Consider the following 24,280-nt stretch of genomic DNA (forward strand, 5'->3'; position numbering starts at 1 on the left):
ATGCGAAGCAAGTTGTGCGCCATCACCGGCTGTTGTCGGCGGGGCGGATGGAGTCCCACTCGGTCACGTAGGCAGTCTTGGATTTCTTGCGGTAAAGGCACAGCTCGGTGCCCGTCGCGCCTTTCATGTGTTTCTGCGGATACTGGCCTTGCAGCAACAGCGCGGTATAACCCACCCGGTCATCGAACTGCGCGGCAGTGCCCACAGGCTCGGCGTTCTTCAAGCCGCTGGCCTTGATGCAACTGGCAAGCACGGTTTTGTCATGGGTGGCCCAGGCTTCTGGGCTGGAGGCGTGGGCCTGGGCGGCGAGGGCCGTGAAGCCCAAAAACATGAGTGCGTGGATTTTCATCAGCAAGATCCTTGTTCTGGGAAGCCAGGACAGGAGTATGCCTGAGGTGCCGGGATGATCATTCCCCTATACGCATGGGAATGATCATCAGGCATGACTCAGTGGCCTTGCTCGGCAACCGCCTTGGCGGCCGTGATCAGGCACTTGGTCAGCTCCGGTGAGGAGAACTTGGTCAGCACGCCATTGGCCCCGGATAGCCGAGCCTTCTCGCTGTTCATGGCGCTGTCCAGCGAGGTGTGCAGCAACACATAGAGGTGGGCGAAGTCCGGCGTTTCCCGCAGGGTCCGGGTAAGGGCGTAGCCGTCCATCTCCGACATTTCGATGTCGGAAACGATCAGGTTGATCTGCTGTGCAGTGCCTTGCAGGTCCAGCAGGCATTCGATGGCTTCCTTGGCGCTGCGAGCGGTGTGGCATTGCAGGCCGAGGTTGCGCAAGGTGTGTACCGATTGTTGCAACGCCACCTGACTGTCATCGACCACCAGGATCCGCGCGTTGCCCAGGACTTCGGCGTCTTCCATGCTCAGCTCGGTGGGCGCCGTTTCAATCTGCGCCGGGGCGATACCGTGGATGACTTTTTCGATGTCCAGCACCTGCACCAGCGTGCCATCCACCGACGTCACGCCAGTGATGAAGGCGCGTACGCCGCCTGAGCCGAAAGGCGGGGGTTTGATGTCGGTGGTCAGGCAATGCACGATCTTGCTCACCGCCTGCACATGCAGACCCTGTTTGGATCGACTCACATCGGTGACGATCAGGCAGCCGCCATCCGGATCTTCCAGAGGGCGTTCGCCGATGGCGCGGCTCAGGTCGATCACCGACAACGAGGCCCCGCGCAGGGTGGCGATGCCTTTGACGTGCGGGTGCGACTCCGGCAGTTTGGTCAACGGCGGGCAGGGAATGATTTCGCTGACTTTGAGCAGGTTGATTGCCATCAGCTTGCCGCTGCGCAAGGTAAACAGCAGAAGCGAAAGTGAGTCTGCGCGGGCTTTGTTGGAAGACATAAAAACCTTCTGTGGAAAAAGGTGGGGCGAGCGTGAAGAACGCCAAAACAGCTTTTGATATTGGGTTATCGACCCGATGGGGGCTGGCTTTAGGGCGAAACCCACAGACAATCGATTTCAGCTCAGTGGCCTGAGAATGCATACGCTATGGTCAGGCGATAAATGCCCTCGCCGCATGGGGCGTCGGTGGTACAGAAGGTTTATTTGAGTCCCAACCGCTTGGCCATCCGCCCCAGGTTTGCCCGATCCAGACCCAGTTCCCGAGCGGCGCTGGCCCAGTTGTGCTGATGCCGTTCCAGGCAGGCGATGATCAGCTTGCGTTGAAAATCGTCCATGGCTTCACGCAAGTCCCCCGTGACCCCCTCCAGGGCAGGTGCGGGGCTGGCGGATGAAGGTGGCGGGTGTTCTTCCGGGCTGCGGGGCAAGTCCAGGTCCTGAGCGCTGAGGCTGAGGATCTTTGGCCGCACCGGACACCGGCCCAAGGCTTTTAAGGCGCTTCGGCCGATCAGGTGCTCCAGTTCACGTACGTTCCCCGGCCAGTCATACGCCAGCAATGCGGCCTGGGCGTCACTGGTCAGGCGCAGGCTGCCCAGGCCCATGCGCGAACGGTTCTGCTCCAGGAAAAACCCGCTGAGCAGCAGCACATCGCGCCCACGATCCCGTAGTGCCGGCACCAGCAACGGGTACACGCTCAGGCGATGATAGAAGTCGGCCCGATATCGCCCGTTGCGCACTTCTTCGGCCAGATCGCGATTGGTGGCCGCAATCAGGCGTACATCGACCCGATGTTCCTTGTCCGAGCCCAGCCGTTGCAACTGGCCGCTCTGCAACACTCGCAGTAGCTTGGCCTGCACGGTCAAGGACAACTCGCCCACTTCATCGAGGAACAACGTGCCGCCATCGGCCAGTTCGAATTTGCCGCGCCGGTCGTTCGTGGCCCCTGTGAAGGCGCCGCGTACGTGGCCGAAGAGTTCGCTTTCCACCAGGGTATCCGGCAGTGCGGCGCAATTTAGGCTGATAAGCGGCTGCTCGGCGCGCTTGGAGGCCGCGTGTATGGCTTGGGCGACCAGCTCCTTGCCAACCCCGGTTTCACCAGTGATCAGCACCGTCAGGTCGCTGCCCCCCACCAGGTTGATTTCTTCCACTAATCGCTTGTGGGCCTTGCTCTGGCCGACCATGTCGCGAGGTAGCTGGCCGCTGGCCTGGCGGTAGACCTCGGCGCGGCGATGTTCGTCTTCGGCTTTCAAGGCCAGCCGATCAATGCGTTCGGCTGCGCTGACGGTGGCGGCGGCCAGGCTGGCAAAGGCCTGCAAGGCGCTCAGGTCGATGGGCTCGAAGCGTTCGGGGTTCAGCGCGTCGAGGGTCAGCAGGCCCCACGGTTGCTCGTCGACGAACAGTGGGCAGCCCATGCAGTCGTGGACCTCCAAGTGCTCCTCCAGACCTTCGACCAATCCGTCGTACGGGTCGGGCAGGTCACTGTCGGCGGCAAAGCGAGTGGGCTGCGGGCTGGCCAGCAGTGCCTGGAAGCGGGGGTGTTCGCTAATCCGGAAGCGTCTGCCCAGGGTATCGGTACTCAAGCCATCCACCGCCAGCGGCACCAGACAGTCTCCGTCCAGGCGCAACAGCGCGGCGGCGTCGCAGGGCAACAGGGCTCGCAGCGCGCCAAGCAGGCGTCGGTAGCGCTCGCCTTCCGGCAACTCGCGGGAGAGGTCGGCCACCAGCGGAAGCAGTGAGGTCAGCAGGGAGGTTGCGGTCATAATGACTCCATATGGTCCTAATGACTATAAGATGCCATATGTCTTTATGACTACTTAATTCGTAAGCAATTGAAAATGTTCAATAAATTTTATGGCATGAAACCTGATAGGCATAGGTATCAGTTTTTCGTAATACGCCAGGAGTCACCTTATGCTCAGCCGAGAAGAACGCGCCATCATCCGCTCCACCGTGCCCTTGCTTGAAAGCGGTGGTGAAGCGCTCATTACTCACTTTTATCGCATGATGCTGTCCGAATACCCGCAAGTGCGCCCGTTGTTCAACCAGGCTCACCAGGCCAGCGGTGATCAGCCCCGTGCCCTGGCCAACGGCGTATTGATGTACGCCCGGCACATTGACCAGCTCGATCAGTTGGGCGACCTGGTGGCCAAAATCGTCAACAAGCACGTCGCCCTGCAAATCCTGCCGGAACATTACCCCATTGTGGGGGCCTGCCTGTTGCGGGCGATCGCCGAGGTGCTGGGTGAAGAGATCGCCACGCCGCAAGTGATTGCCGCGTGGGGCGCTGCCTATAACCAGTTGGCCGATATCCTGATCGGTGCCGAAACCGGCATGTACGAGCAGAAAGCCGCAGCGCCGGGCGGCTGGCGGGGCGAGCGTGAGTTCATCCTGGCAGCCAGGGTGCAGGAGAGCTCGGAAATCACTTCGTTCTACTTCGAACCGGCGGACAAAGGCGCGATCCTGGTGGCGGAACCAGGCCAGTACATCGGCATGAAGCTGGTGTTGGATGGCGAGGAGATGCGCCGCAATTATTCTCTGTCGGCCCTGGCGGACAACGGTCAGTATCGCATCAGCGTCAAGCGCGAGCCGGGCGGGCGCGTGTCCAACTATCTGCACCATCATTTCCCGATTGGCAGCAGCCTCCAGTTGTTTCCACCGTCAGGGGACTTCTTCCTGACCCAGAGCGATAAACCGCTGGTGTTGATCAGCGGCGGCGTCGGCATCACCCCGACCCTGGCGATGTTGCAGGCGGCGCTGCAAACCGAGCGGCCGGTGCATTTTATCCACTGCGCACGTAACGGCGGCGTGCATGCCTTCCGTGACTGGATCGATGACCTGGCCCAGCGGCATCCACAACTCAAGCGCTTCTATTGCTACGACGAAGATGACGGCTTGAGCCCGGCGGCTGACAAGGTCGGCTTGTTGAGCCAGGAACAACTGGCGCAATGGTTGCCGCAGCAGCGTGACCTGGATGCCTACTTCCTTGGGCCCAAGGGCTTCATGGCCGCCGTCAAGCGCCACCTCAAGGCACTGGGTGTGCCGGACGGGCAAAGCCGCTACGAATTCTTCGGCCCGGCGGCGGCGCTGGAGTAACGGCGGGGCGAGCCGGGGTGATCCGGTTCGTCTGCATCGCGAGCAGGCTCGCTCCCACAATGGATTTGCGGCGGGCACGATTGGGTGATCAACGCAAAGACAACTGTGGGAGCGAGCCTGCTCGCGATAGCGGCGCCATGTTCACCCCATCCCGCCTGACTTCTCCAAGCAAAATTAATCCGTACTTAACCTCCCTCCTGTTTATTCCCCTCAATGTGGGCGGCAGCCGCTCGTTCTCTGTCATGGTCAGCGTGTAGACTTTGGCCATCCGACAGTGCGCCGGGTTTCTCCAGGCTGCGCGTCGATCCAATGCATACAAAGGGAAACGCAATGAATGAGCAAATGCTGCGCTTAGGCCGTGAACGGCGCTATCTGGTGCTGTTGGGGCTGATCTGTCTGGCGCTGATCGGCGGTGCGCTGTACATGCAGGTGGCGCTCGGCGAGGCGCCGTGCCCGCTATGCATCCTGCAGCGGTATGCATTGTTGCTGATCGCTATTTTCGCCTTCATTGGCGCGGCCATGCGTACCCGTCGCAGCCTGACGGTTTTCGAAGGCCTGGTGGTGCTCAGTGCCCTGGCCGGTGCGGCGGTAGCGGGGCATCACGTGTACACCCAGTTCTTCCCGGCGGTCAGCTGTGGCGTCGACGTGCTGCAACCGATTGTCGATGACCTCCCGCTGGCGAAGATCTTCCCGTTGGGCTTCCAGGTCGACGGCTTTTGCTCCACCCCGTATCCGCCGATCCTGGGTTTGTCCCTGGCACAATGGGCACTGGTGGCGTTCGTCCTCACGGCGATCCTGGTGCCGTTGCTGGTGTCGCGCAATCGCAAACAACTGCCCTAAAGCGCCTCAATCAGACGCCCCGGTTTTCTGTAGGAAGCCGGGGCGTTTTGCGTTTCAGTCTTGCTGCGTGCCAGCCTTGATCCGAGACAATAATGAGCCGCGACAGCGTGCGACACGTTGTCACACATTTGCTGTCATCCGGCCACTTGCTGCGCGAATAAGCACCTCGTTCTGCAATGAAAAATCAGCCGTTGCAGGCTCCATCCGGCTAACTGCCTCCCCCCGTAGCAGGCATTTCTAACAATCGGGCGTCTTGCCGCTCAGCCCCCGAATGACGGGGGCTCTACGGGCGTAAAAACTCTCTTTAATCAGCGCAAGCTGTCTAAATCGGGCGTAGTAGACCTACGTTTTCTGGGGTTCTTGTTGAGAATGAATTTCGATAAGATGCCGGCTTGTTTCGAATTCTGCGAAAGATTGTTGCTCGATTTGATGAAAATTATTTCAGGATAAGACATGGTCTCCGGCGCCTCAGCTCACTACAATCGCCCGCACCGAATTTCCGACCCGGCTCAAGCTTGAGCCCGTGAGGTGGTCGAAGGGCTCAAGGCCCCATGCGACCCCAGGTGTCGGTGCCTTCCAACTACCCGCACCAAATGGAATTGGGCTGTAACAAGGCCTTTGACCTACGAATTCGAATAAGAACTCACTGCTGGCCCGGGATGTGTCGAACAGCGTCTGACGCTGCGACGGTCAGCCCTTATTCAATCCAAGAAAAATGCCAACCCTTGGCAGGGTGAAGTGTTGGCGATCAAAACCCAACTGCATTGCGCAAGCTGCTTTAGAGGTCGTGAGATGAGTAAAAACAGGTACCCCCGATTACTAGGCTTGTTGCCTTTGCTCGGCACGTTGTTGCTGGGAGGCTGCAACATGACCTTGCTCGATCCCAAGGGTCAGGTCGGCCTGGATGAACGTAATCTGATCATCACCGCTACGCTGTTGATGTTGCTGGTCGTCGTGCCGGTTATCGTCATGACCTTCCTGTTCGCCTGGAAATACCGCGCGTCCAACACCAGTGCCACGTACACGCCCAAGTGGTCGCACTCGACCAAAATCGAAGTGGCGGTGTGGACTATTCCGGTACTGATCATCATTGCTCTGGGTTACATCACCTACAAGTCCACCCATGCCCTTGACCCGTATCGTCCGCTGGACTCCGACGTCAAGCCGATCACCATTGAAGTGGTCTCCATGGACTGGAAGTGGCTGTTCATCTATCCGGAACAAGGCATCGCCACGGTCAACAAGATCGTGTTCCCGGCCCACACGCCGATCAATTTCAAAGTCACCTCCGACACCGTGATGAACTCGTTCTTCATCCCGGGCCTGGGCGGCCAGATCTACGCGATGGCGGGCATGCAGACCAAGTTGCACCTGATCGCCAACCAGAACGCCGAACTCGACGGTATCTCCGCCAACTACAGCGGCGCAGGTTTCACCGGCATGAAGTTCAAAGCAATCGCCACGACCCAGGAAGAATTCGACGCCTGGGTCAACGATGTGAAGAAGGCACCTAAACAGCTTGAAAAAGCTGAATACGAAGCCCTTTCCAAACCGAGCCAGAACAACCCAGTCGAGCTCTACTCTTCGGTCACGCCGAACCTGTTCCAGACCATCATCGACAAGTATGAAGGGATGAACCCGGGCAAGCCGATGCACCACGAGAAGAACGAAAAGGAAGTGGCCCACAACATGGAAGGGATGGACATGAGTTCGCATTCAGCTGCCGGGGCAGAGGAGTAAACGATGTTTGGTAAATTAAGTTGGGAAGCGATCCCGTTCCACGAGCCGATTGTCATGGTGACCCTCGCCATCATCGCGCTCGGTGGTCTGGCGTTGTTCGCGGGGATTACCTACTTCAAGAAGTGGACCTACCTGTGGACCGAGTGGCTGACGTCGGTCGACCACAAGAAAATCGGCGTGATGTACATCATCGTCGCCATGATCATGCTGCTGCGCGGTTTTGCCGACGCCATCATGATGCGTACCCAGTTGGCCATGGCCACCGAGGGTTCGCCTGGCTACCTTCCGCCTGAACACTATGACCAGATCTTCACCGCCCACGGCGTGATCATGATCATCTTCATGGCGATGCCATTCTTCACCGGCCTGATGAACCTTGCAGTGCCGCTGCAGATCGGCGCGCGTGACGTGGCCTATCCGTTCCTGAACTCCTTGAGCTTCTGGCTGCTGGTTTCCGGTGTGGTACTGATCAACCTGTCCCTGGGCGTTGGCGAGTTTGCCAAGACCGGTTGGGTTGCCTATCCACCGTTGTCGGGACTGCAATACAGTCCGGGCGTGGGGATGGATTACTACATCTGGGCGCTACAGCTATCGGGACTTGGGACAACGCTAACGGGGGTCAACTTCCTGGCCACCGTGCTGAAGATGCGTACCCCGGGCATGAAGCTGATGGACATGCCGATCTTCACCTGGACCTGCACCTGGGCCAACGTCCTGATCGTCGCTTCGTTCCCGATCCTGACCGCTACCCTCGCTTTGCTGACGCTTGACCGCTACATGGATTTCCACATTTTCACCAATGAACTGGGTGGAAATCCGATGATGTACGTCAACCTGTTCTGGGCCTGGGGTCACCCCGAGGTGTACATCCTGATTCTGCCGGCGTTCGGGATTTTCTCCGAAGTCATCTCGACGTTCTCCGGCAAGAAGCTGTTCGGCCACCACTCGATGATCTACGCCAGCGGCGCGATCTCGGTGCTGGGTTTCATGGTCTGGCTGCACCACTTCTTCACCATGGGTTCGGGTGCCAGCGTCAACGCCTTCTTCGGTCTGGCGACGATGCTGATTTCGATCCCGACGGGTGTGAAGCTGTTCAACTGGCTGTTCACCATCTACCAGGGCCGTCTGCGTTTCACCAGCCACGTGCTGTGGACCCTGGGCTTCATGGTGACCTTCGCCATCGGCGGCATGACCGGCGTACTGCTGGCCATCCCGGGTGCGGACTTCGTGCTGCACAACAGCCTGTTCGTGATCGCGCATTTCCATAACGTGATCATCGGCGGCGCTGTATTCGGCTACATCGCCGGCTTCGCCTTCTACTTCCCGAAAGCGTTCGGCTTCAAGCTGCACGAGGGCTGGGGCAAGGCTGCATTCTGGTTCTGGATCTCGGGCTTCTTCGTCGCGTTCATGCCGCTCTATGCACTGGGCTTCATGGGCATGACCCGTCGTCTGAACGCCACCACCAACCCTGAGTGGGTGCCGTACCTGTACGTCGCCATGTTCGGCGCGGTGATGATCGCCGTGGGTATCGCCTGCCAGCTGATCCAGTTGTACGTCAGCGTGCGTGACCGCAAGAAGCCAGAGAACATGTGCGAGCACGGTGACCCGTGGAATGCCCATACCCTGGAATGGTCGACCTCGTCGCCTCCACCGTTCTACAACTTTGCCGTGCTGCCAAAAGCCGACGTCATCGACCCGTTCACCGAAGCCAAGGAAAACGGTACCGCGTACCAGACTCCGGCCAAGTACGCGCCGATCCACATGCCCAACAACACCGCGACCGGTGTGGTCATGGGTGCGCTGTTGACCGTGTTCGGTTTCGCGATGATCTGGCACATCTGGTGGCTGGCCATCGCCAGTCTGGTCGGCACCGTGGTGTATTTCACCATTCATGCCGCCCGTGACGATCAGGGCTACATGGTGCCGGTGGATGTCATCGAGCGCATCGAAGCCGAGCAGCACAAACGTCTGGTCGCGGCAGGGAAAGTCCCAGCCACCGCCACCCGTGTTGAAACCTCGTTGGAACAGGCTTAAACCATGTCGAACTTAGTGACCAATGTTGGACACGCCCATGGTCATGACCATGGGCACGATGACCATCACCACGACTCGGGCGAGATGACCGTATTCGGTTTCTGGCTCTACCTGATGACCGACTGCATTTTGTTTGCGTCGATCTTCGCGGTGTACGCGGTGCTGGTTAACAACGTCGCCGGTGGCCCGTCGGGCCACGACATCTTCGAGCTGCCGTATGTGCTGGGCGAAACCGCACTGCTGTTGTTCAGCTCGATCACCTACGGCTTCGCCATGCTGGCGTTGTTCAAGGGCAAGAAAACCCAGGTACTGGGCTGGCTGGCGATGACCTTCCTGCTGGGCGCCGGCTTTATCGCCATGGAGATCAACGAGTTCCACATCCTGATCGCCGAAGGCTACGGCCCTAGCCGCAGCGGCTTCCTGTCCGGGTTCTTCACCCTGGTCGGCACCCACGGTCTGCACGTGACCAGCGGCCTGATCTGGATGGCGATCATGATGTACCAGGTCCACAAAAACGGCCTGACCGCCACCAACAAGACGCGCCTGAGCTGCCTGAGCCTGTTCTGGCACTTCCTGGACGTGGTGTGGATCTGCGTATTCACCGTTGTTTATCTGATGGGGACCCTGTAAATGGCTAACGCACATTCCCACGATGGCCACGACGCCGGCCACGGCAGCGTCAAGTCCTACGCCATCGGTTTCATTCTGTCGGTGATCCTGACGGTTATTCCGTTTGGCCTGGTGATGTACCCGACGCTGCCGAAAAGTCTGACCCTGTGGATCATCCTGATCTTCGCCGTGGTCCAGGTACTGGTGCACCTGGTGTACTTCCTGCACCTGGACCGCTCCGCTGCACAGCGTAACAACGTGGTCGCGTTTGTCTTTGCCGCGATCGTCATTGTCCTGCTGGTCGGCCTGTCGTTGTGGATCATGTTCAGCATCCACACCAACATGATGGCGCACTGAGGAAAGTCCGGATGTCCTTAAAGCACTTTATCCAAATCACCAAGCCGGGGATCATTTTCGGTAACGTGCTTTCTGTGGCAGGCGGGTTTTTCCTGGCCTCGAAAGGGCATGTCGATCTGGCCATCTTTCTGGCGGCGATGATCGGCACTTCCCTGGTGGTGGCGTCCGGTTGTGTATTCAACAACTGCATCGACCGCGACATCGACATCAAGATGGAGCGCACCAAGAACCGCGCCCTGGTCCAGGGCCTGATCCCGGTGCAACTGGCCCTGGCGTTCGCCACGGTGCTGGGTGTCGCCGGTGTGGCGCTGCTGTACTGGGTGGCCAACCCGTTGGCGGCGCTGTTCGCGGTGATCGGGTTTGTCATCTATGTCGGTTTCTACAGCCTGTACCTCAAGCGCAAGTCGGTCCACGGCACGCTGGTGGGCAGTCTGTCGGGGGCGATGCCGCCAGTGATCGGTTACGTGGCGGTGAGCAACAGCTTCGACATGGCGGCGCTGACGCTACTGGTGATGTTCAGCCTGTGGCAGATGCCGCATTCCTATGCCATTGCGATCTTCCGCTTCAACGATTACCTGGCCGCCTCGATTCCGGTGCTGCCGGTCAAGCGCGGCATCCAGGTGGCCAAGAAGCACATCCTGCTCTACATCCTGGCCTTCCTCGTGGCGACCTTGATGCTGACCTTCAGCGGCTACGCCGGCATGAGCTACCTCGCCGTCGCCGCCGCCATGGGCATGTACTGGTTGTACATGGCCTGGACCGGCTACAAGGCGGTGGATGACACGGTCTGGGCACGCAAGCTGTTCGTGTTCTCGATCTTCACCATCACCGCCCTGAGCGTCATGATGTCCCTGGACTTCAAAGTGCCGAGTGAGTTGTTGCTGACTTACGCGCCTTAAGCTTCAGACGCCACACAAAAAGCCCCGCCTTCGAGAGAAGCGCGGGGCTTTTTTTCTAAATGGGCCTGGATCGACTGTCATTCGTCGCAATAGATTATGGTTTGTTGAACTATGCGCAATTTGCCTATAGTTTCCACCATGCGTACCCTATTTTTTGAAACGACTACATTCACCGCCACGGTTGGCCATTACCTGACTGATGATGAGTATCGCCTGCTTCAGTCCTATATGCTGGAGCATCCAGAGGTCGGTGACGTCATGCCACGTACCGGCGGCTTTCGTAAGCTGCGCTGGTTTGATGGCCGTCGTGGCAAAGGGAAGCGCGGTGGGTTGCGAGTTATTTATTATTGGCTCATGAATGATCGTCAGTTTTGGATGTTCGCGATTTATGACAAGGACGAGTTGGTAAACCTGACCTCCGAGCAAGAGAAGACGCTCAAGCGCGCCATAGAAGCTGAGTTGAAAGTACGAGGTACCTTATGAAAAAGCGCGATCTGTTTGCCGAGATGATGCAAGGCGTGGAGGAGATGGCCGCTCACCGCGAGGGCAAGATTACCCTTCGCCACATATCGATCGAAGACAAACCGGTTCCCGAGGTGTCGGCCCAGGAAATCGTGGCTTTGCGCGACAAGCTCCACATGTCCCAAGCCGTTTTCGCCAAGAGCATCAGGACCAGTCCAGGTACCCTTAGAAATTGGGAGCAGGAAAAATCCAAGCCTAACGCCCAGGCGGCTTTGTTGATCAAACTGGTCGAGAAGTTTCCAGACATGGTTGAACGGCTTGGCGCTGTTTGAACAACGGACGCCCATGAAAAAGCCCCGCCTTCGAGAGAAGCGCGGGGCTTTTTCATGGGTGTTGCCTGGGCTGATGATGTCCAGTGGGAGCGGGCTTGCTCGCGAAAGCGGTGGGTCAGCTGAGGTGATGTTGACTGACAGGGCGCATTCGCGAGCAGGCTCGCTCCCACAGGTGCTATGGCGAGCACATAATCTGCGAACGCCGCTGATCCATTGTGGGAGCGAGCCTGCTCGCGATGACGCCGGCCCATTCAACATCGATGCAAGCTGACCCACCGCTTTCGCGAGCAAGCCCGCTCCCACAGGTTCTGGCGGCGGACTGACAACCGCCGAACAAGAAGGCTTATTGCTGGGCGATGCTGTAGCCGTCGAACGCTTTCTGCTGTTGCAGGGCGGTGACGATGCTTTTGCGGGTGACCGGTTGTTCGGTGCCGTCGTTGTCCAGGAAGATGTCATTTTCCAGCTCGGCCTGGTCGCCTTCGCCGACGAAACTGAAGCCCAGGAATTCAAAGGCCTCGCGGTCGACGTTCGGCTTGGAGCGTGGGGTGCGCAAGGGCAGGGTGACGCTGATGCCGTCCTTGCTGATGACAAACACTTCGGCCTCTTTCTTGGGCCGCGAAGCCTTGCCTTTGCTGCCGCTCGGATTGCTGATGGCCTGGTGGGTCTGGTTCAGCACTTTCAGGGCCAGGCCATAAACCAGTTCCTGGAAGGTCGGGTCGTCCTTGTAGCTGGACAGGATACGGCTGATGGGGAAGCGGCTGCTCAGGTCTTCCAGTGCCGCGAAATCGGCGGCTTCGGCGTCCTTGAGCTGCTTGAGCTGGCCCATCAGTTCGTAGGCCTTGTCATCGTCGAACGCGTCATGGGCCTGGCGGATGGCGTTGCGCAGCTCGCGAATCTGATCGCTTTCGCGGTTCGACTGGAACGCATCGAGAACCATCTCACTGATGCTTTTGGCCTGAGGCAGATGCTGTGAAAGATTGATGGAGTTTTCGTATTCCGCTTTGGACGACAGGGTGACTACGGATTCAGCGGTATTGGAATCGGACATTGAAATTTCACTACTTCTGTTAGCTGGATGAGGCGAGAAAGGCGTTGAGCTTTTTTCCGGTCGCCTAATCTATTGGACCCGGGCGGCGTTGTCACGGTTGAACCGGTGGCAGGTCGGCATTTGTTGTTCAGATACGCATCATTGGCAGATCACATTCTTGCCGGCCACCTTGGAGCGATACAGCGCCTGGTCCGCCCGGTCCAGCAGCATCGTGTGCTGCTCATCCCCACGCCGCTGCACCACGCCAAAACTCATGGTGACCTGGAAATCGCCCACCGGCAGCAGATCGGACAGGCTACGGCGAATGGTTTCAGCCATCAGGCAGGCGTCGGCCAGGGAGGTATTGGGCAAAATCATGATGAATTCATCACCCCCCCAACGTGCGAGCAAGTCGCCGTCGCGTTCGCAGCGTTTAACGGCTTGCACCACTTGTACCAGCGCTGCGTCGCCGAAAGCATGACCGTAACGATCATTGATGTCCTTGAAGTCATCGACGTCCATGGCGATCAGTGACAACGGCTCGCGAAAACGCTGGGCACGCTCGCAGGCCAGCGGCAGGGCCTGTTCGAGACGATAGCGGTTGGCAACCCGCGTCAGGGCGTCGGTTTCGGCAAGCCTGCGGTTTTCGTCGAGCTGGATCTGCAACTGATGGTTGACCCGGGACAGTTCCAGGGTGCGCTCCTGGATAACGGCTTCCAGCGATTTGTTGCGCCGTTCCAGTTGTTCGAACAGACGCTTCTTGTCGTCAATGCTGCGATGGGCGCCGATCATCCGCGCCACCGTGCCGTCGGGGTTACGGGCGATCACATAACCACGGTCCTCGATCCACATCCAGGAGCCGTCGCGCGTGCGACAGCGGTATTCGGCCTGGTAGTGATGGGAGCGTTGTTGCAGGTGGTCGTCGAACAAAGCCATCACCTGCGGGTAATCATCGGGATGGATCACGCTTTCCCATGTCAGCACGGTGTTATCGAGTGAGTGAGGCGGATACCCCAGCATCGTGTACCAGCCAGGGTTGCGGTAGACGAAACCGGTGTTGGCGTTCCAGTCCCAGATGCCATCGCTGACCAGCTCAAGGATGGTGTGCAGCACACCTTCGTCCAGACCGGACAGGTCGAGGCGCAGCATATCGATGTTCGAGGCGTCGCCCATCGTCGTTTCCTCAATCAGCCTTGATATCAAAATGCTCGTCCAAGGAAGAAGAGTAGCCGATGGGGCGGGGTGGCACTAGCGGGGTTACGCTCTGTTGGGGCGCTGACGAGGGCCGGGGATGGACGGTCTGTGTGGGACTCAAGCGCTGGGGGGAAGATCGCAGCCTCGTTGCACGCGTCAGCTCCTACTTTGTCATTCGGGTTGGGTTTGGGGTTTGCCCCATTGCTGCATCGCAAATTCGACAAAGCTGCGCAGTTTGGGCAGCCGATAGCGATCCTGGGCATACATCAGGCTCATTGGCCGGTGGGGAAGTTGATAGTCCTGCAGCAGCGCGACCAGATGGCCTTCCTCCAGGTCTTGCGCCACCAGTGCATCGGGCAGCATCACCACGCCCATGCCGGCCAGGGCCGCGCGATGCAGTCCTGAGGAGCTGTTGATCAGCATCGGCCCAGTCACCGGTATTTTGATTTCACCTTCCGGCCCGTTGATGGGCCAGTGATCCTGGGCGAAGCGCCACTCGTCGCCGGCGGAATAGGCGAAGGACAGGCAGTCGTGCTGCTCCAGGTCAGCGGGTTTTTGCGGTGTGCCGCGGCGCGCCAGGTAGGCCCTGGATGCGCAGATGGTCAGGGTGTAGTCCATCAACGGTCGGGCGATCAGCTTAGGGTCGGTGGGGCCGAGACGGATGGCGACGTCGAAACCATGATCCAGCAGGTCCAGGCGTTGGTTGGTCAGCACCACGTCGAGTTTAAGCTGGGGATGGAGCCGGCTGAATTCGGCCAGCGCCGGGGCAAGGCGCTCGGTGCCAAAGGTCAGTGGCGCGGTGATGCGCAAGGTGCCGGTGGGCTCGCCTTGCGTCTGCTCGGCCAGTCGTTCGGAGTCGGCCACCAGCCCGAGTACTTCCAGGCAGCGCTGGTAATAGGAAGAGCCGAATTCCGTCAGGCGCTGGCGCCGCGTCGTACGGTTGATCAGGCGCACGCCAAGACGTTCTTCCAGTGCGCGAAGGTGATTACCCACCATGGTGGTGGACATTTCGCACGCCTGGGCCGCCGCTGTCAGGCTCCCGGTTTCCACCACTTTGACGTAAACCGTCATTGCCTGAAAAAGATCCATTATCAAGCCTGGCTTTAAAATGATTGAAGGAATGTAGCGTTTATCCAGCAAGGGTGGCTAACCATACTGGAAAAAACCACCTGATGGAGCTTGAAGCCATGACCGCCGCCTGCCTGATGACCACCTACCAACCCCTGGCGCTGAATTTTACCCATGGGTTGGGTACGCGCCTGTGGGATCAGGACGGTCGCGAGTACCTGGATGCGGTGGCGGGCGTGGCTGTGACCAACGTCGGCCATTCCCACCCTCGACTGGTGGAGGCTATCAGCGAGCAGGCTGGCCTGCTGCTGCACACCTCCAACCTGTACGGCATCGACTGGCAGCAACGGTTGGCGAAAAAACTCACTCAGCTCTCAGCCATGGATCGGGTGTTTTTTAACAACTCTGGTGCCGAGGCCAACGAAACCGCACTGAAACTGGCGCGCCTTTATGGCTGGCACAAAGGTATCGAGCAGCCACTGGTGGTGGTCATGGAGAATGCGTTTCACGGACGCACATTGGGCACCTTGTCCGCCAGTGATGGCCCGGCGGTGCGCTTGGGCTTCAATCGGTTGCCGGGGGATTTCATCAAGGTGCCATTCGGTGATCTGGCGGCGCTGGAAAATATTCAGCAGGTTCATGGCGAGCGCATCGTTGCGGTACTGGTGGAACCGATCCAGGGCGAAAGCGGTGTGCAACTGGCGCCGCCCGGCTATCTCAAGGCCTTGCGTCAACTGTGCACCCGGCGCGCCTGGTTGCTGATGCTCGACGAGATCCAGACCGGTATCGGCCGCACCGGCCAATGGTTTGCCTTCCAGCACGAAGGCATCGTGCCGGACGTCATGACCCTGGCCAAGGGGTTGGGCAATGGCGTGCCCATCGGCGCCTGCGTGGCCCGGGGCAAAGCGGCCGAACTGTTTACCCCTGGCAGCCACGGCAGCACCTTCGGCGGTAATCCGCTGGCCTGCCGGGTGGGCTGCACGGTGCTGGACATCATCCAGGAGCAAGGTTTGCTGGACAACGCCAGGCATCAGGGTGAACAGTTGCTCAACCGGCTGACGGCCGAACTGGCGGACAACCCGAACGTGCTGGCGATTCGCGGCCAGGGCTTGATGATCGGCGTCGAACTCAAGCAACCGGTCCGCGACCTGAGCCTTTGTGCCGCACGTGACCACGCTCTGCTGATCAATGTCACTCGCGGCAAGACCATCCGCCTGCTGCCCCCGTTGACCATTGATGGGCGGGAAGTGGAGATGATCGTCAGGGGGGTGAGCCGGTGCCTGGCGCAGGATTAAGGCAAGTGCGACACGGCTGGACGGAATTTTTGCCAATTGCCGTGTTCCAACGCCAGCCAGAGTCGATACTGGCACTTCAGAATTAAAATACCAGGAGCACCTTCATGTTCACCTCGCGTCGCTTGATTGTTGTCGCAACCGCTGTGGCCCTGCTGTCCGGCTGCGCGTCGCCTAATCCTTATGACAACCAGGGGCAGGCCTCCACAGAGTCCTCCGGCATGAGCAAGACTGCCAAGTACGGCGGCCTCGGTGCCCTGGCCGGTGCGTTGGCCGGTGCGGCCATCGGTCACGATAACCGTGGCAAGGGTGCATTGATCGGCGCTGCGGTCGTGGGGGCTTCCGCGGCCGGCTACGGTTACTACGCCGACCAGCAGGAAAAGAAACTGCGTGCCAGCATGGCCAATACTGGCGTTGAAGTGCAGCGTCAGGGTGACCAGATCAAACTGATCATGCCGGGCAACATCACCTTCGCCACCGACTCGGCGAACATCGCGTCCAGTTTCTACCAGCCGCTGAACAACCTGGCCAACTCCCTCAAGGAGTTCAACCAGAACCAGATCGAAATCGTGGGTTATACCGACAGCACCGGCAGCCGCCAGCACAACATGGATCTGTCGCAACGTCGTGCACAGAGCGTGGCGACCTACCTGACGTCCCAAGGTGTCAGTGGCGCCAACCTGACGGCCCGCGGTGCCGGCCCGGACAATCCGGTGGCCAGCAACGCCGACGTCAATGGCCGCGCGCAAAACCGCCGTGTCGAAGTCAACCTCAAGGCCATTCCGGGCCAGCAATACCAGACAGCGCCGCAGCAGGGGCAGACTTACCAGCAGTACCCATAACTGCTGGGCGGTAAATGAAAGGGGGCCCCTGAAAACAGGGGCCCCCTTTTTTGCGGTTAGCGTTTGGACCTTTGTGGCGAGGGAGCAAGCTCCCTCGCCACAACAGTGTTCACTTTAGTAGATAGGTTCAGTTAGCCTCTTTCACCGCACTCAAGAACGCGCACGTGCGCTCCTGCTGCGGGTTTTCGAAGATCTGCGCCGGAGTGCCCTGTTCGTGGATCTGCCCTTTGTAGAAGAAGCACACCCGATCGGCGAATTCCCGGGCGAAGCCCATCTGGTGGGTCACCATCAGCATGGTCAGGTTGTGCTCGGCCCCCAGTTTGCGGATCACATTCAGCACTTCGCCACACAGTTCCGGATCGAGTGCCGAGGTCACTTCGTCAAACAGCATCACCTTGGGTCGCATCGCCAGCGCCCGGGCAATCGCCACCCGTTGTTGCTGGCCGCCGGACAACTGCGAAGGGTAATGGTCGAGCTTGCTGCCCAGTCCTACCAGCTCCAGTAAATCGGCGGCGCGCTCCCGGGCTTCCTTCGGATTCATGCCCAGCACCTGCACCGGCGCCTCGATCACGTTTTGCAGCGCGGTCATGTGGGGAAACAGATTGAAGCTCTGGAACACCATGCCGATCTTGCCGCGCACACGGCGGATGTGCCGGTCGTTGGCCGGCACCAGCACGCCGTTGCGGTTGGGCATGTGGGTCAGGGAGTCATCTTCGATGCGGATCTGGCCCTGGTCGATGCCTTCCAGGGTCATCAACACCCGCAACAATGTGGACTTGCCCGAGCCGCTGGGGCCGATGATCGCGACTTTTTCACCGGGCGCGACATCCAGGTTCAGATGGTCGAGCACCGTAAAGCTGCCATAGCTTTTGGTCACGTCCTGGAAACTCACGATCGGCCGGGACGGTGTCTGATCTTGCATGGCCGGGGCCTCCTGCTGCGACGCCAGCGTGCTGCGCCGGGACAAATCGGTGGGCGAGGACAGGGGTAAAGTCATTAGCGTAGCTCCATGCGCGTTTCAAGGCGCCGTACCAGATAGGCCAAGGCGAGGCTCAGGGCGAGGAAGAACAGGCCGACCATGGTGATCGGCTCCAGGTAACGGAAATGCTCGGAGCCGATGTTCTTGGCCTGCTGCATGATTTCCACCACGGTGATCGCCGACAGCACCGGCGTGTCCTTGAGCATCGCCACCAGGTAATTGCCCAGCGGCGGTATGATCGGCCGCAGCGCCTGGGGCAGGATGATGTTGCGGTAAGCGTTGTACGGAGCGATGTTCAGTGCCGTCACCGCTTCCCACTGCGCCCGCGGCACCGCGTCGAGGCCGCTGCGATAGACCTCGGCGATGTAGCAGGCGTAGTGCAGGCCGATACCCAGGATCCCCACTTGCATGGCCGTCAGGCTCAAGCCGTAATTAGGCAGCACGTAGTAGAGGAAATACACCTGGATCAGCAGCGGCGTACTGCGGATGAACTCGATCACGGCGGTGGCCGGCCATGACAGCCAGACTTTTCGGCTGCGCCGACCAATTGCCAGGAACAGCCCCAGGACAATCGCGATCAGAAAGCCGATCAGGGTGATGCCCACCGTATTGAGCGAGGCGCGCAGCAAGTCCGGCAGGATCTGTGCGGCGTAGGACCAGTCGAACAGGGTCATGACAGACCTCCACGCATCCGGCCCCGGCTCAGTCGTCGCTCGACATGGCGCATGCCCAGGTTGATGGCCTGGGCGAGGATGAAATACATCACCAGCGCCAGGCTGAAGATCTCCAGGGTCTGGAAGGTTGCCTGATCCAGCTGCCGCGCGCGGAAGCTCAGGTCGGACAACGTGATCAGCGACACCAGTGACGTGTTCTTGAGCAATTCGATCAGCAGGTTGGTGCCCGGTGGGATCGCCGCCAGCAGGGCCTGGGGCAGGATGATCCGCTTGAAGCGCTTGAAGCCGCTGAAATTCAGCGCCGTGCACGCTTCGTATTGCCCCTTGGCCACCGAGCTGATGGCGCCGCGCATGACTTCGGCACCATAAGCGCCGATGTGCAGGCCCAGGCCGACAATCGCCACAGCATAGGGGCTCAACTCAACGTTGAACGGCGGCAGTGGCAGCACGAAGAACAACCAGAACAACTGCACCAGCAGCGACGTGCCACGAAACACTTCGATGTAGGTGATGGAAAACCAGCGCAGCGCTCGCCACGGTGACAGTCGCCCCAAGGCCGCCAGGACCGCGGCGACGATCGCCAGCAGCGAGCCGAGAAAGGTCACCTGAAGCGTGACCCAGGCCCCTTGAATCAATAACGGAAGTAATTCGCCCATGGTTCAACCCGATATCCGATGAAGCAGGGAACAGGCATCACGCACTGCGCGTCATGCCCGTTTCGGCTATGGCTGAGCGCAGAGCTCGGCCGCGGTTTTGCTGGTCACGTTGGACTTGTCGAAACCGAACGGCGCAACGGCCTTGAGGTGTTCTTCAGAGCCTAGCCATTTCTTCAGCTCGGCATTGACGGCATCGCGCAGGTCTTTGTCTTCGGGGCGGAAGGCGAGGGCGCCGTAGCCGATGTGCGACGGGTCGTCCTTGAACTCGGTCATCGCCTCAACCTTGTCACCGCCCTTGCTGGCCAGGCCCTTCATGGTCAGTTGCGTGCCGACGGCAGCGTCCGCGCGACCGGCGCGCACCGCTTGCAACTGCGCGGTGGTGTCGGGGACCTGAAGGATCTGCTCATCCTTGACCCCGGAATCCCGGGCGTACGCCAGGTTCACCGTACCGGCCATGATTGCCAGCTTCACGTCCGGTTGTTTGGCGATGTCTTCATAGCTGTGCAGTTGCTTGGGATTGCCCTTGGCCACGAGCAGGGCATCGGGCAACTGGTATTGCGGATCGGTGAACAATACCTGCTTGCAGCGCGCCGGCGTGATGTACATCCCGGCGGCAATCACATCGAATCGGCCGGCGCGCAGGCCGGGAATCAGCGAGCCCCATTCGGTGAGCACGCCGTTGACCTGCTTGATGCCCATCTTGGCGAAGATGATCTTGGCGATTTCCGGTGATTCACCGGTAACGGTGCCGTCGGTTTCGGTAAAGGCGAACGGCGTTTCGTTGGCGTAGCCGATCCGGATGCTGCTGTTGCTTTTGACGGTATCGAGGGTGGCAGCGTGAACGCTGCCAGCCAGGCCAAGTACGGCACAAGTCATTAAGAGCCGACGCAGGGGCGCGCATGTGGCGGGAAGGAAATTGCTCATCGGTAAAATCTCCTGTTTCTTGTGGATCCGTCGTTTGACGGCTCTGTGGTAGGAGGCAGTGTTACAAGAGCAAAGCGTACAGCGGCTGATCCGGCCTTGGCCTGGAATCGGGAGCGGCGCCGGTACAGGTCGATCCGGCTTTTTTGTCGGGGTGGTGAACCCGCCTGGATGACAACCTTGGACCGAGCATACAAAAGCCCCGGCACCGATTGTATTGCACTAGGACAATTGCTTTGTCGCCGTTGCCGCGGGATGCTGTGCGCACCAGAACACACGCGGGTTGCAGCGTCATGGAAAAGTGGAAATCAGCCTTGGACGCGGCCCGTAGCGGTGAGTCCAAATACAAGATTCTGGTACAGGCCATTGCTGACGATATCGAGCAGGGCGCCCTGGCCAATGACCAACGCCTGCCGCCGCAACGGCAAGTGGCCGACGCCATGGGCATCAGCGTGCAGACCGTTACTAATGCCTACAAGGAGCTGGAGCGCCAGGGGCTGGTGCGCTGTGAAGTGGGGCGCGGCAGCTTCGTTTCGCGACGTATGAGTGATCGGGTCGCGACCTACATCCTCGACAGCCCCGAGCGAGCGCTGGTGGACTTTTCCATCACGCGAATCATGCACACCCGCGAGCACGACCAGTTCTGGCGCGACACCTGCCTTCAATTGAGCACCGAAGAAGATCAGCCGTGGATTCATGCTTTTCGTCCGATCGCAGGTTTTGAATCCCATCGCGAAGCGGCCGCCCAATGGATCGGCCGCCAGAGGTTGAAGGTTGATCGCAACGACATATTGATCACCAACGGCGCAGCCCATGGGATCTTCCTGGCCCTCGCTTCCCTGGCCGGCCCCGATGATGTGGTGCTCTGCGAAGGGGTGACCGACCACGGGGTGATCGGCAATTCCCAGGTGCTGGGTTTCACCCTCAAGGGCCTGGAGATGGATCGCTATGGCATCGACCCTGAACACTTCGAGGACATGTGCAGCAACGAGCGCATCACCGCGCTGGTGTGCACGCCGAACCTGAACAACCCCACCACCAGCCTGATGCCCGACACCCGCCGGCGGGAAATCGCCGAGATTGCCCGGCGCTTTGGTGTGCACATCATCGAAGATGACGTATACGGTCCGCTGCTGGACGAGCGCCGTGCGCCGCCCATCAGCCACTACCTGCCGGAGCTGTCGTTCTATTGCACCAGCATGACCAAGTCGGTGCTCACGGGGCTGCGCATCGGTTATCTGGTGGTGCCCAAGCGCCTGGCGCTACGCACCGAGAGCATCCTGCGGGTCAACAGCTGGATGGCCACGCCCATGGTCTCGGAGATCGCCGCCCGCTGGATTCGCGATGGCCGCGCCGAGTCGCTGGTGCAGCTGCAACGACGGCTGTTGGCCGGGCGCCAGGCGATGGTGACCGAGTACATGGGCGAGCATCTGCTGGGCCAGCATCCTCACGCCTTGAATGCCTGGATAGGCATCCCACCTCGGTGGGAGGTGGACAGCCTGGTGCGGGCGCTGCGGCACAAACACATCGCCGTGACCTCTCCCGACCCGTTCACCGTGCGCGGCACCCCCAAACCTCGTGCGGTGCGAGTATGCGTAGGCGCCGAATGCAGCGATGAGGAAATGCGCCATGCGCTGATCGGCATGCGCGAGATGTTTGACCAGTATCCGCAGGTGCATGATTTTTAACTGTGGGAGCGAGCCTGCTCGCGATAGCGGCGTAACAGCCAACAGAAACTGTGGCTGTACTGTCTCCATCGCGAGCAGGCTCGCTCCCACAGGGGATTTGTAGTGGTCGAGGATTTGGGGCCGGACAATCATTGATTAAATTGCCCTAGTACATTCATCACCACAATCCAGCCCTCTTAGACTGCGCCCAACACATTAGCTCGGGACGCGGTCATGGCAGTGTTGCAGCTACAGGATGTCTACCTCGCTCGCCAGCGCATCGAATCGCTGGTGCGGCGTACGCCCATGGAGCATTCCCCCAGCCTGTCACGGCTGATGGGGGTGGCGGTGTACCTCAAGCTTGAATCCCTGCAAATCACCGGCAGCTTCAAATTGCGTGGTGCGAGCAATGCCGTGGCCCAGCTCAGCCCCGAGCAAAAGGCCCTCGGCGTGGTCACCGCTTCGACCGGCAATCATGGTCGGGCGCTGGCCCATGCCGCTTCGCAACAAGGCGTCAAGGCGATTGTCTGCCTGTCGAACCTGGTGCCGGCCAACAAGGTCCAGGCGATCCGCGACCTCGGCGCGCAGGTGTGCATCGTCGGCCAGTCCCAGGACGATGCCCAGCGCGAAGCCGAACGCATCGCCAGAGAGCAGGGTGCGACCTTTCTGCCGCCCTTCGACCATCCAGCGATCATCGCCGGCCAGGGCACCCTCGGCCTGGAGATCCTCGAACAACAGCCGGATGTGGCCCAGGTGCTGGTGCCGTTGTCCGGTGGCGGCCTGTTCGCCGGCGTGGCGCTGGCGCTCAAAAGTGCGAATCCGGCGATTCAGGTGCATGGCATCAGCATGGCCCGAGGTGCCGCCATGGGCGCCAGCCTCGCCGCCGGGCATCCGGTGGAAGTCGAGGAGTTGCCCACTCTGGCGGACTCCCTCGGCGGCGGCATCGGCCTGGACAACCGCTACACCTTCGACATGACCCGGCAACTGAGCGATGACCTGCACCTGCTTTCAGAAGCTTCCATCGCCAATGCCTTGCGCCACGCCTATCACGAGGAACGCCTGGTGCTTGAGGGCGCTGCCGTGGTGGGTATTGCCGCTTTGCTCGACGGCCTGATCGAACCGCGTGGCCCCATTGTGCTGGTGATCAGCGGGCGCAACGTCGACACCGAACAACATACCCGCGTGATCGCCGGGGACCCTCAATAACCTTCAGCCGCAACGGAGCCAGCCATGAGTGAAGTCACCCTATTGAGCGAAGCGGATCTGCGCAGTTGCGTGGCCATCGACTTGCCCAGCATCGACGCCATCGAGCAGGCCTTTGTGCTGCTGGCAACGGCAGCCGTGGCGATGCCGCCGATCCTGCGGCTGGACATCCCCGAACATAACGGTGAGGTGGATGTGAAGACCGCTTATCTGCCGGGTCTGGAGCGGTTTGCGATCAAGGTCAGCCCAGGCTTTTTCGATAATCCGAAACTCGGCCTGCCCAGCCTCAACGGCATGATGATGCTGTTGTCGGCGCGCACCGGTTTGCTCGAGGCGCTGTTACTCGACAACGGCTACCTCACTGCCGTGCGCACGGCCGCGGCCGGGGCGGTGGCGGCGCGCTGCCTGTCCCGCCCGCAGAGCCGCAGTGTCGCGTTGATCGGCGCTGGCGAGCAGGCCGCGTTGCAGCTTCAGGCGCTGCGTCTGGTGCGGCCCATCGAGGAGGTGCGGGTCTGGGCTCGCGATGCACAAAAGGCCCAGGCCTTCAGTGCCGAACTGGCACGTGAGACGGGGCTTTCGGTGACACCGTGCGCAACGCTCGACGCCGCGCTGGAAGGTGTGGATATCGCCATTACCTGCACACCCAGTCGTGAGCCGCTGATCGAGTCCCGGCATCTGCATCCCGGCCTGCATATCACGGCGATGGGCTCGGACGCGGAGCACAAGAACGAGATTTGTCCGCAAGCCCTGGCGGCAGTCGACTGCTACGTCGCTGATCGCCTGAGCCAGACCCGCGTGCTCGGCGAATTGCATCACGCCCTGGCGGCCGGTGTCGTCGGCGATGAGTCGGCGTTGCTGGAGCTGGGCCAGGTACTGGCGGGGCAGCGGGCCGGACGGACCGATGAGGCGCAAGTCACCTTGTGCGACCTCACCGGCACCGGCGCCCAGGACACCGCCATCGCCAACCTGGCTTTCGAGCGGGCGCGGGCGGCAGGCAAGGGTTTCCCATTCGGTCGTTGACCGATCTTTTATTCGTGCGTCATT

General features: G+C 60.2%; 24 protein-coding genes. 14 read left to right on the forward strand and 10 right to left on the reverse strand.

Going from position 1 to position 24,280, the window contains the following annotated elements:
- Window positions 1–22: 22 nt before the first annotated feature.
- From T3A99_RS16865 to norR, 3 genes are all read right to left on the reverse strand, one after another.
- Window positions 23–349, reverse strand: coding sequence for a hypothetical protein (locus T3A99_RS16865; RefSeq protein WP_076383591.1), 327 nt, complete (start codon window positions 347–349; stop codon window positions 23–25).
- A gap of 98 nt (window positions 350–447) precedes the next feature.
- Window positions 448–1,350 (reverse strand): chemotaxis protein CheV, encoded by a 903-nt coding sequence (locus T3A99_RS16870; RefSeq protein WP_047228604.1) that lies wholly within the window; start codon window positions 1,348–1,350, stop codon window positions 448–450.
- 200 nt (window positions 1,351–1,550) lie between these two features.
- Window positions 1,551–3,107, reverse strand: a complete 1,557-nt coding sequence (gene norR, locus T3A99_RS16875; RefSeq protein WP_160893378.1) for a nitric oxide reductase transcriptional regulator NorR — start codon at window positions 3,105–3,107, stop codon at window positions 1,551–1,553.
- Between the two features lie 151 nt (window positions 3,108–3,258).
- On the opposite strand from norR, the gene hmpA reads away from it, so the two are divergent.
- The 9 genes from hmpA to T3A99_RS16925 all read left to right on the forward strand — a co-directional run bounded on the left by hmpA (window position 3,259) and on the right by T3A99_RS16925 (window position 11,713).
- Window positions 3,259–4,440, forward strand: a complete 1,182-nt coding sequence (gene hmpA / locus T3A99_RS16880; RefSeq protein ID WP_274089994.1) for an NO-inducible flavohemoprotein — start codon at window positions 3,259–3,261, stop codon at window positions 4,438–4,440.
- A 330-nt stretch (window positions 4,441–4,770) separates the two neighbouring features.
- Window positions 4,771–5,280 carry a disulfide bond formation protein B gene (locus T3A99_RS16885; RefSeq protein WP_047228601.1) on the forward strand — a complete coding sequence of 170 codons (510 nt, stop codon included), beginning with the start codon at window positions 4,771–4,773 and terminating at the stop codon, window positions 5,278–5,280.
- A 792-nt stretch (window positions 5,281–6,072) separates the two neighbouring features.
- Window positions 6,073–7,020, forward strand: coding sequence for a ubiquinol oxidase subunit II (gene cyoA, locus T3A99_RS16895; protein ID WP_047228600.1), 948 nt, complete (start codon window positions 6,073–6,075; stop codon window positions 7,018–7,020).
- Between the two features lie 3 nt (window positions 7,021–7,023).
- Entirely contained in the window at window positions 7,024–9,054 is a 2,031-nt protein-coding gene (gene cyoB / locus T3A99_RS16900; RefSeq protein ID WP_047228599.1) for a cytochrome o ubiquinol oxidase subunit I, read from the forward strand.
- Window positions 9,055–9,057: 3 nt separating this feature from the next.
- Complete coding sequence (locus tag T3A99_RS16905; RefSeq protein ID WP_047228598.1) at window positions 9,058–9,684, forward strand: cytochrome o ubiquinol oxidase subunit III; 627 nt, start codon at window positions 9,058–9,060, stop codon at window positions 9,682–9,684.
- Window positions 9,685–10,020 carry a cytochrome o ubiquinol oxidase subunit IV gene (gene cyoD, locus T3A99_RS16910; protein ID WP_025211927.1) on the forward strand — a complete coding sequence of 112 codons (336 nt, stop codon included), beginning with the start codon at window positions 9,685–9,687 and terminating at the stop codon, window positions 10,018–10,020.
- Between the two features lie 11 nt (window positions 10,021–10,031).
- Window positions 10,032–10,919 (forward strand): heme o synthase, encoded by an 888-nt coding sequence (cyoE, locus tag T3A99_RS16915; RefSeq protein WP_047228597.1) that lies wholly within the window; start codon window positions 10,032–10,034, stop codon window positions 10,917–10,919.
- A gap of 138 nt (window positions 10,920–11,057) precedes the next feature.
- Window positions 11,058–11,402 carry a toxin gene (locus T3A99_RS16920; protein WP_274089993.1) on the forward strand — a complete coding sequence of 115 codons (345 nt, stop codon included), beginning with the start codon at window positions 11,058–11,060 and terminating at the stop codon, window positions 11,400–11,402.
- Window positions 11,399–11,713: a helix-turn-helix domain-containing protein gene (locus tag T3A99_RS16925; protein WP_274089992.1), complete on the forward strand. Its 315-nt coding sequence runs from the start codon at window positions 11,399–11,401 to the stop codon at window positions 11,711–11,713. The genes T3A99_RS16920 and T3A99_RS16925 overlap by 4 nt, the downstream gene beginning before the upstream one ends.
- 343 nt (window positions 11,714–12,056) lie before the next feature.
- Here T3A99_RS16925 and T3A99_RS16930 read toward each other — a convergent pair whose 3' ends face one another.
- From T3A99_RS16930 to T3A99_RS16940, 3 genes are all read right to left on the reverse strand, one after another.
- On the reverse strand, window positions 12,057–12,761 hold the full coding sequence (locus tag T3A99_RS16930; RefSeq protein WP_092456206.1) for a hypothetical protein: 705 nt from the start codon (window positions 12,759–12,761) through the stop codon (window positions 12,057–12,059).
- Between the two features lie 138 nt (window positions 12,762–12,899).
- Window positions 12,900–13,913, reverse strand: coding sequence for a sensor domain-containing diguanylate cyclase (locus T3A99_RS16935; RefSeq protein ID WP_047228595.1), 1,014 nt, complete (start codon window positions 13,911–13,913; stop codon window positions 12,900–12,902).
- Window positions 13,914–14,105: 192 nt separating this feature from the next.
- Window positions 14,106–15,023: a LysR family transcriptional regulator gene (locus tag T3A99_RS16940; protein WP_322834587.1), complete on the reverse strand. Its 918-nt coding sequence runs from the start codon at window positions 15,021–15,023 to the stop codon at window positions 14,106–14,108.
- A 98-nt stretch (window positions 15,024–15,121) separates the two neighbouring features.
- Between T3A99_RS16940 and T3A99_RS16945 the strand changes: the two genes are divergently transcribed.
- A complete protein-coding gene (locus T3A99_RS16945; RefSeq protein WP_076386553.1) occupies window positions 15,122–16,297 on the forward strand; it encodes an aspartate aminotransferase family protein in 1,176 nt (391 codons plus the stop codon).
- A 104-nt stretch (window positions 16,298–16,401) separates the two neighbouring features.
- Window positions 16,402–17,136: an OmpA family protein gene (locus T3A99_RS16950; RefSeq protein ID WP_076383595.1), complete on the forward strand. Its 735-nt coding sequence runs from the start codon at window positions 16,402–16,404 to the stop codon at window positions 17,134–17,136.
- A gap of 127 nt (window positions 17,137–17,263) precedes the next feature.
- Here the strand turns inward: T3A99_RS16950 and ehuA are convergent, their stop codons facing one another.
- From ehuA to ehuB, 4 genes are all read right to left on the reverse strand, one after another.
- Window positions 17,264–18,133 carry an ectoine/hydroxyectoine ABC transporter ATP-binding protein EhuA gene (ehuA, locus tag T3A99_RS16955; protein WP_370695169.1) on the reverse strand — a complete coding sequence of 290 codons (870 nt, stop codon included), beginning with the start codon at window positions 18,131–18,133 and terminating at the stop codon, window positions 17,264–17,266.
- Window positions 18,133–18,789, reverse strand: a complete 657-nt coding sequence (ehuD, locus tag T3A99_RS16960) for an ectoine/hydroxyectoine ABC transporter permease subunit EhuD (RefSeq protein WP_047228592.1) — start codon at window positions 18,787–18,789, stop codon at window positions 18,133–18,135. The genes ehuA and ehuD overlap by 1 nt, the downstream gene beginning before the upstream one ends.
- Window positions 18,786–19,445: an ectoine/hydroxyectoine ABC transporter permease subunit EhuC gene (gene ehuC, locus T3A99_RS16965; protein ID WP_047228591.1), complete on the reverse strand. Its 660-nt coding sequence runs from the start codon at window positions 19,443–19,445 to the stop codon at window positions 18,786–18,788. The genes ehuD and ehuC overlap by 4 nt, the downstream gene beginning before the upstream one ends.
- A 66-nt stretch (window positions 19,446–19,511) precedes the next feature.
- Window positions 19,512–20,369, reverse strand: a complete 858-nt coding sequence (ehuB, locus tag T3A99_RS16970; protein WP_047228590.1) for an ectoine/hydroxyectoine ABC transporter substrate-binding protein EhuB — start codon at window positions 20,367–20,369, stop codon at window positions 19,512–19,514.
- 290 nt (window positions 20,370–20,659) lie between these two features.
- On the opposite strand from ehuB, the gene T3A99_RS16975 reads away from it, so the two are divergent.
- From T3A99_RS16975 to T3A99_RS16985, 3 genes are all read left to right on the forward strand, one after another.
- A complete protein-coding gene (locus T3A99_RS16975; RefSeq protein ID WP_047228589.1) occupies window positions 20,660–22,054 on the forward strand; it encodes a PLP-dependent aminotransferase family protein in 1,395 nt (464 codons plus the stop codon).
- Between the two features lie 213 nt (window positions 22,055–22,267).
- Complete coding sequence (gene eutB / locus T3A99_RS16980; protein WP_322834588.1) at window positions 22,268–23,239, forward strand: hydroxyectoine utilization dehydratase EutB; 972 nt, start codon at window positions 22,268–22,270, stop codon at window positions 23,237–23,239.
- Window positions 23,240–23,263: 24 nt separating this feature from the next.
- A complete protein-coding gene (locus tag T3A99_RS16985) occupies window positions 23,264–24,256 on the forward strand; it encodes a cyclodeaminase (protein ID WP_322834589.1) in 993 nt (330 codons plus the stop codon).
- Window positions 24,257–24,280 lie beyond the last annotated feature (24 nt).

This window comes from Pseudomonas sp. N-137 (genome assembly GCF_034555295.1).
GTDB classification, from domain to species: Bacteria; Pseudomonadota; Gammaproteobacteria; order Pseudomonadales; family Pseudomonadaceae; genus Aquipseudomonas; species Aquipseudomonas rhizophila.

Coding starts and splice junctions, on each gene's coding strand:
- T3A99_RS16865 (WP_076383591.1), bottom strand. CDS start 349: ATGAAAATCCACGCACTCATGTTTTTGGGCTTCACGGCCCTCGCCGCC.
- T3A99_RS16870 (WP_047228604.1), bottom strand. CDS start 1,350: ATGTCTTCCAACAAAGCCCGCGCAGACTCACTTTCGCTTCTGCTGTTT.
- norR (WP_160893378.1), bottom strand. CDS start 3,107: ATGACCGCAACCTCCCTGCTGACCTCACTGCTTCCGCTGGTGGCCGAC.
- hmpA (WP_274089994.1), top strand. CDS start 3,259: ATGCTCAGCCGAGAAGAACGCGCCATCATCCGCTCCACCGTGCCCTTG.
- T3A99_RS16885 (WP_047228601.1), top strand. CDS start 4,771: ATGAATGAGCAAATGCTGCGCTTAGGCCGTGAACGGCGCTATCTGGTG.
- cyoA (WP_047228600.1), top strand. CDS start 6,073: ATGAGTAAAAACAGGTACCCCCGATTACTAGGCTTGTTGCCTTTGCTC.
- cyoB (WP_047228599.1), top strand. CDS start 7,024: ATGTTTGGTAAATTAAGTTGGGAAGCGATCCCGTTCCACGAGCCGATT.
- T3A99_RS16905 (WP_047228598.1), top strand. CDS start 9,058: ATGTCGAACTTAGTGACCAATGTTGGACACGCCCATGGTCATGACCAT.
- cyoD (WP_025211927.1), top strand. CDS start 9,685: ATGGCTAACGCACATTCCCACGATGGCCACGACGCCGGCCACGGCAGC.
- cyoE (WP_047228597.1), top strand. CDS start 10,032: ATGTCCTTAAAGCACTTTATCCAAATCACCAAGCCGGGGATCATTTTC.
- T3A99_RS16920 (WP_274089993.1), top strand. CDS start 11,058: ATGCGTACCCTATTTTTTGAAACGACTACATTCACCGCCACGGTTGGC.
- T3A99_RS16925 (WP_274089992.1), top strand. CDS start 11,399: ATGAAAAAGCGCGATCTGTTTGCCGAGATGATGCAAGGCGTGGAGGAG.
- T3A99_RS16930 (WP_092456206.1), bottom strand. CDS start 12,761: ATGTCCGATTCCAATACCGCTGAATCCGTAGTCACCCTGTCGTCCAAA.
- T3A99_RS16935 (WP_047228595.1), bottom strand. CDS start 13,913: ATGGGCGACGCCTCGAACATCGATATGCTGCGCCTCGACCTGTCCGGT.
- T3A99_RS16940 (WP_322834587.1), bottom strand. CDS start 15,023: ATGGATCTTTTTCAGGCAATGACGGTTTACGTCAAAGTGGTGGAAACC.
- T3A99_RS16945 (WP_076386553.1), top strand. CDS start 15,122: ATGACCGCCGCCTGCCTGATGACCACCTACCAACCCCTGGCGCTGAAT.
- T3A99_RS16950 (WP_076383595.1), top strand. CDS start 16,402: ATGTTCACCTCGCGTCGCTTGATTGTTGTCGCAACCGCTGTGGCCCTG.
- ehuA (WP_370695169.1), bottom strand. CDS start 18,133: ATGACTTTACCCCTGTCCTCGCCCACCGATTTGTCCCGGCGCAGCACG.
- ehuD (WP_047228592.1), bottom strand. CDS start 18,789: ATGACCCTGTTCGACTGGTCCTACGCCGCACAGATCCTGCCGGACTTG.
- ehuC (WP_047228591.1), bottom strand. CDS start 19,445: ATGGGCGAATTACTTCCGTTATTGATTCAAGGGGCCTGGGTCACGCTT.
- ehuB (WP_047228590.1), bottom strand. CDS start 20,369: ATGAGCAATTTCCTTCCCGCCACATGCGCGCCCCTGCGTCGGCTCTTA.
- T3A99_RS16975 (WP_047228589.1), top strand. CDS start 20,660: ATGGAAAAGTGGAAATCAGCCTTGGACGCGGCCCGTAGCGGTGAGTCC.
- eutB (WP_322834588.1), top strand. CDS start 22,268: ATGGCAGTGTTGCAGCTACAGGATGTCTACCTCGCTCGCCAGCGCATC.
- T3A99_RS16985 (WP_322834589.1), top strand. CDS start 23,264: ATGAGTGAAGTCACCCTATTGAGCGAAGCGGATCTGCGCAGTTGCGTG.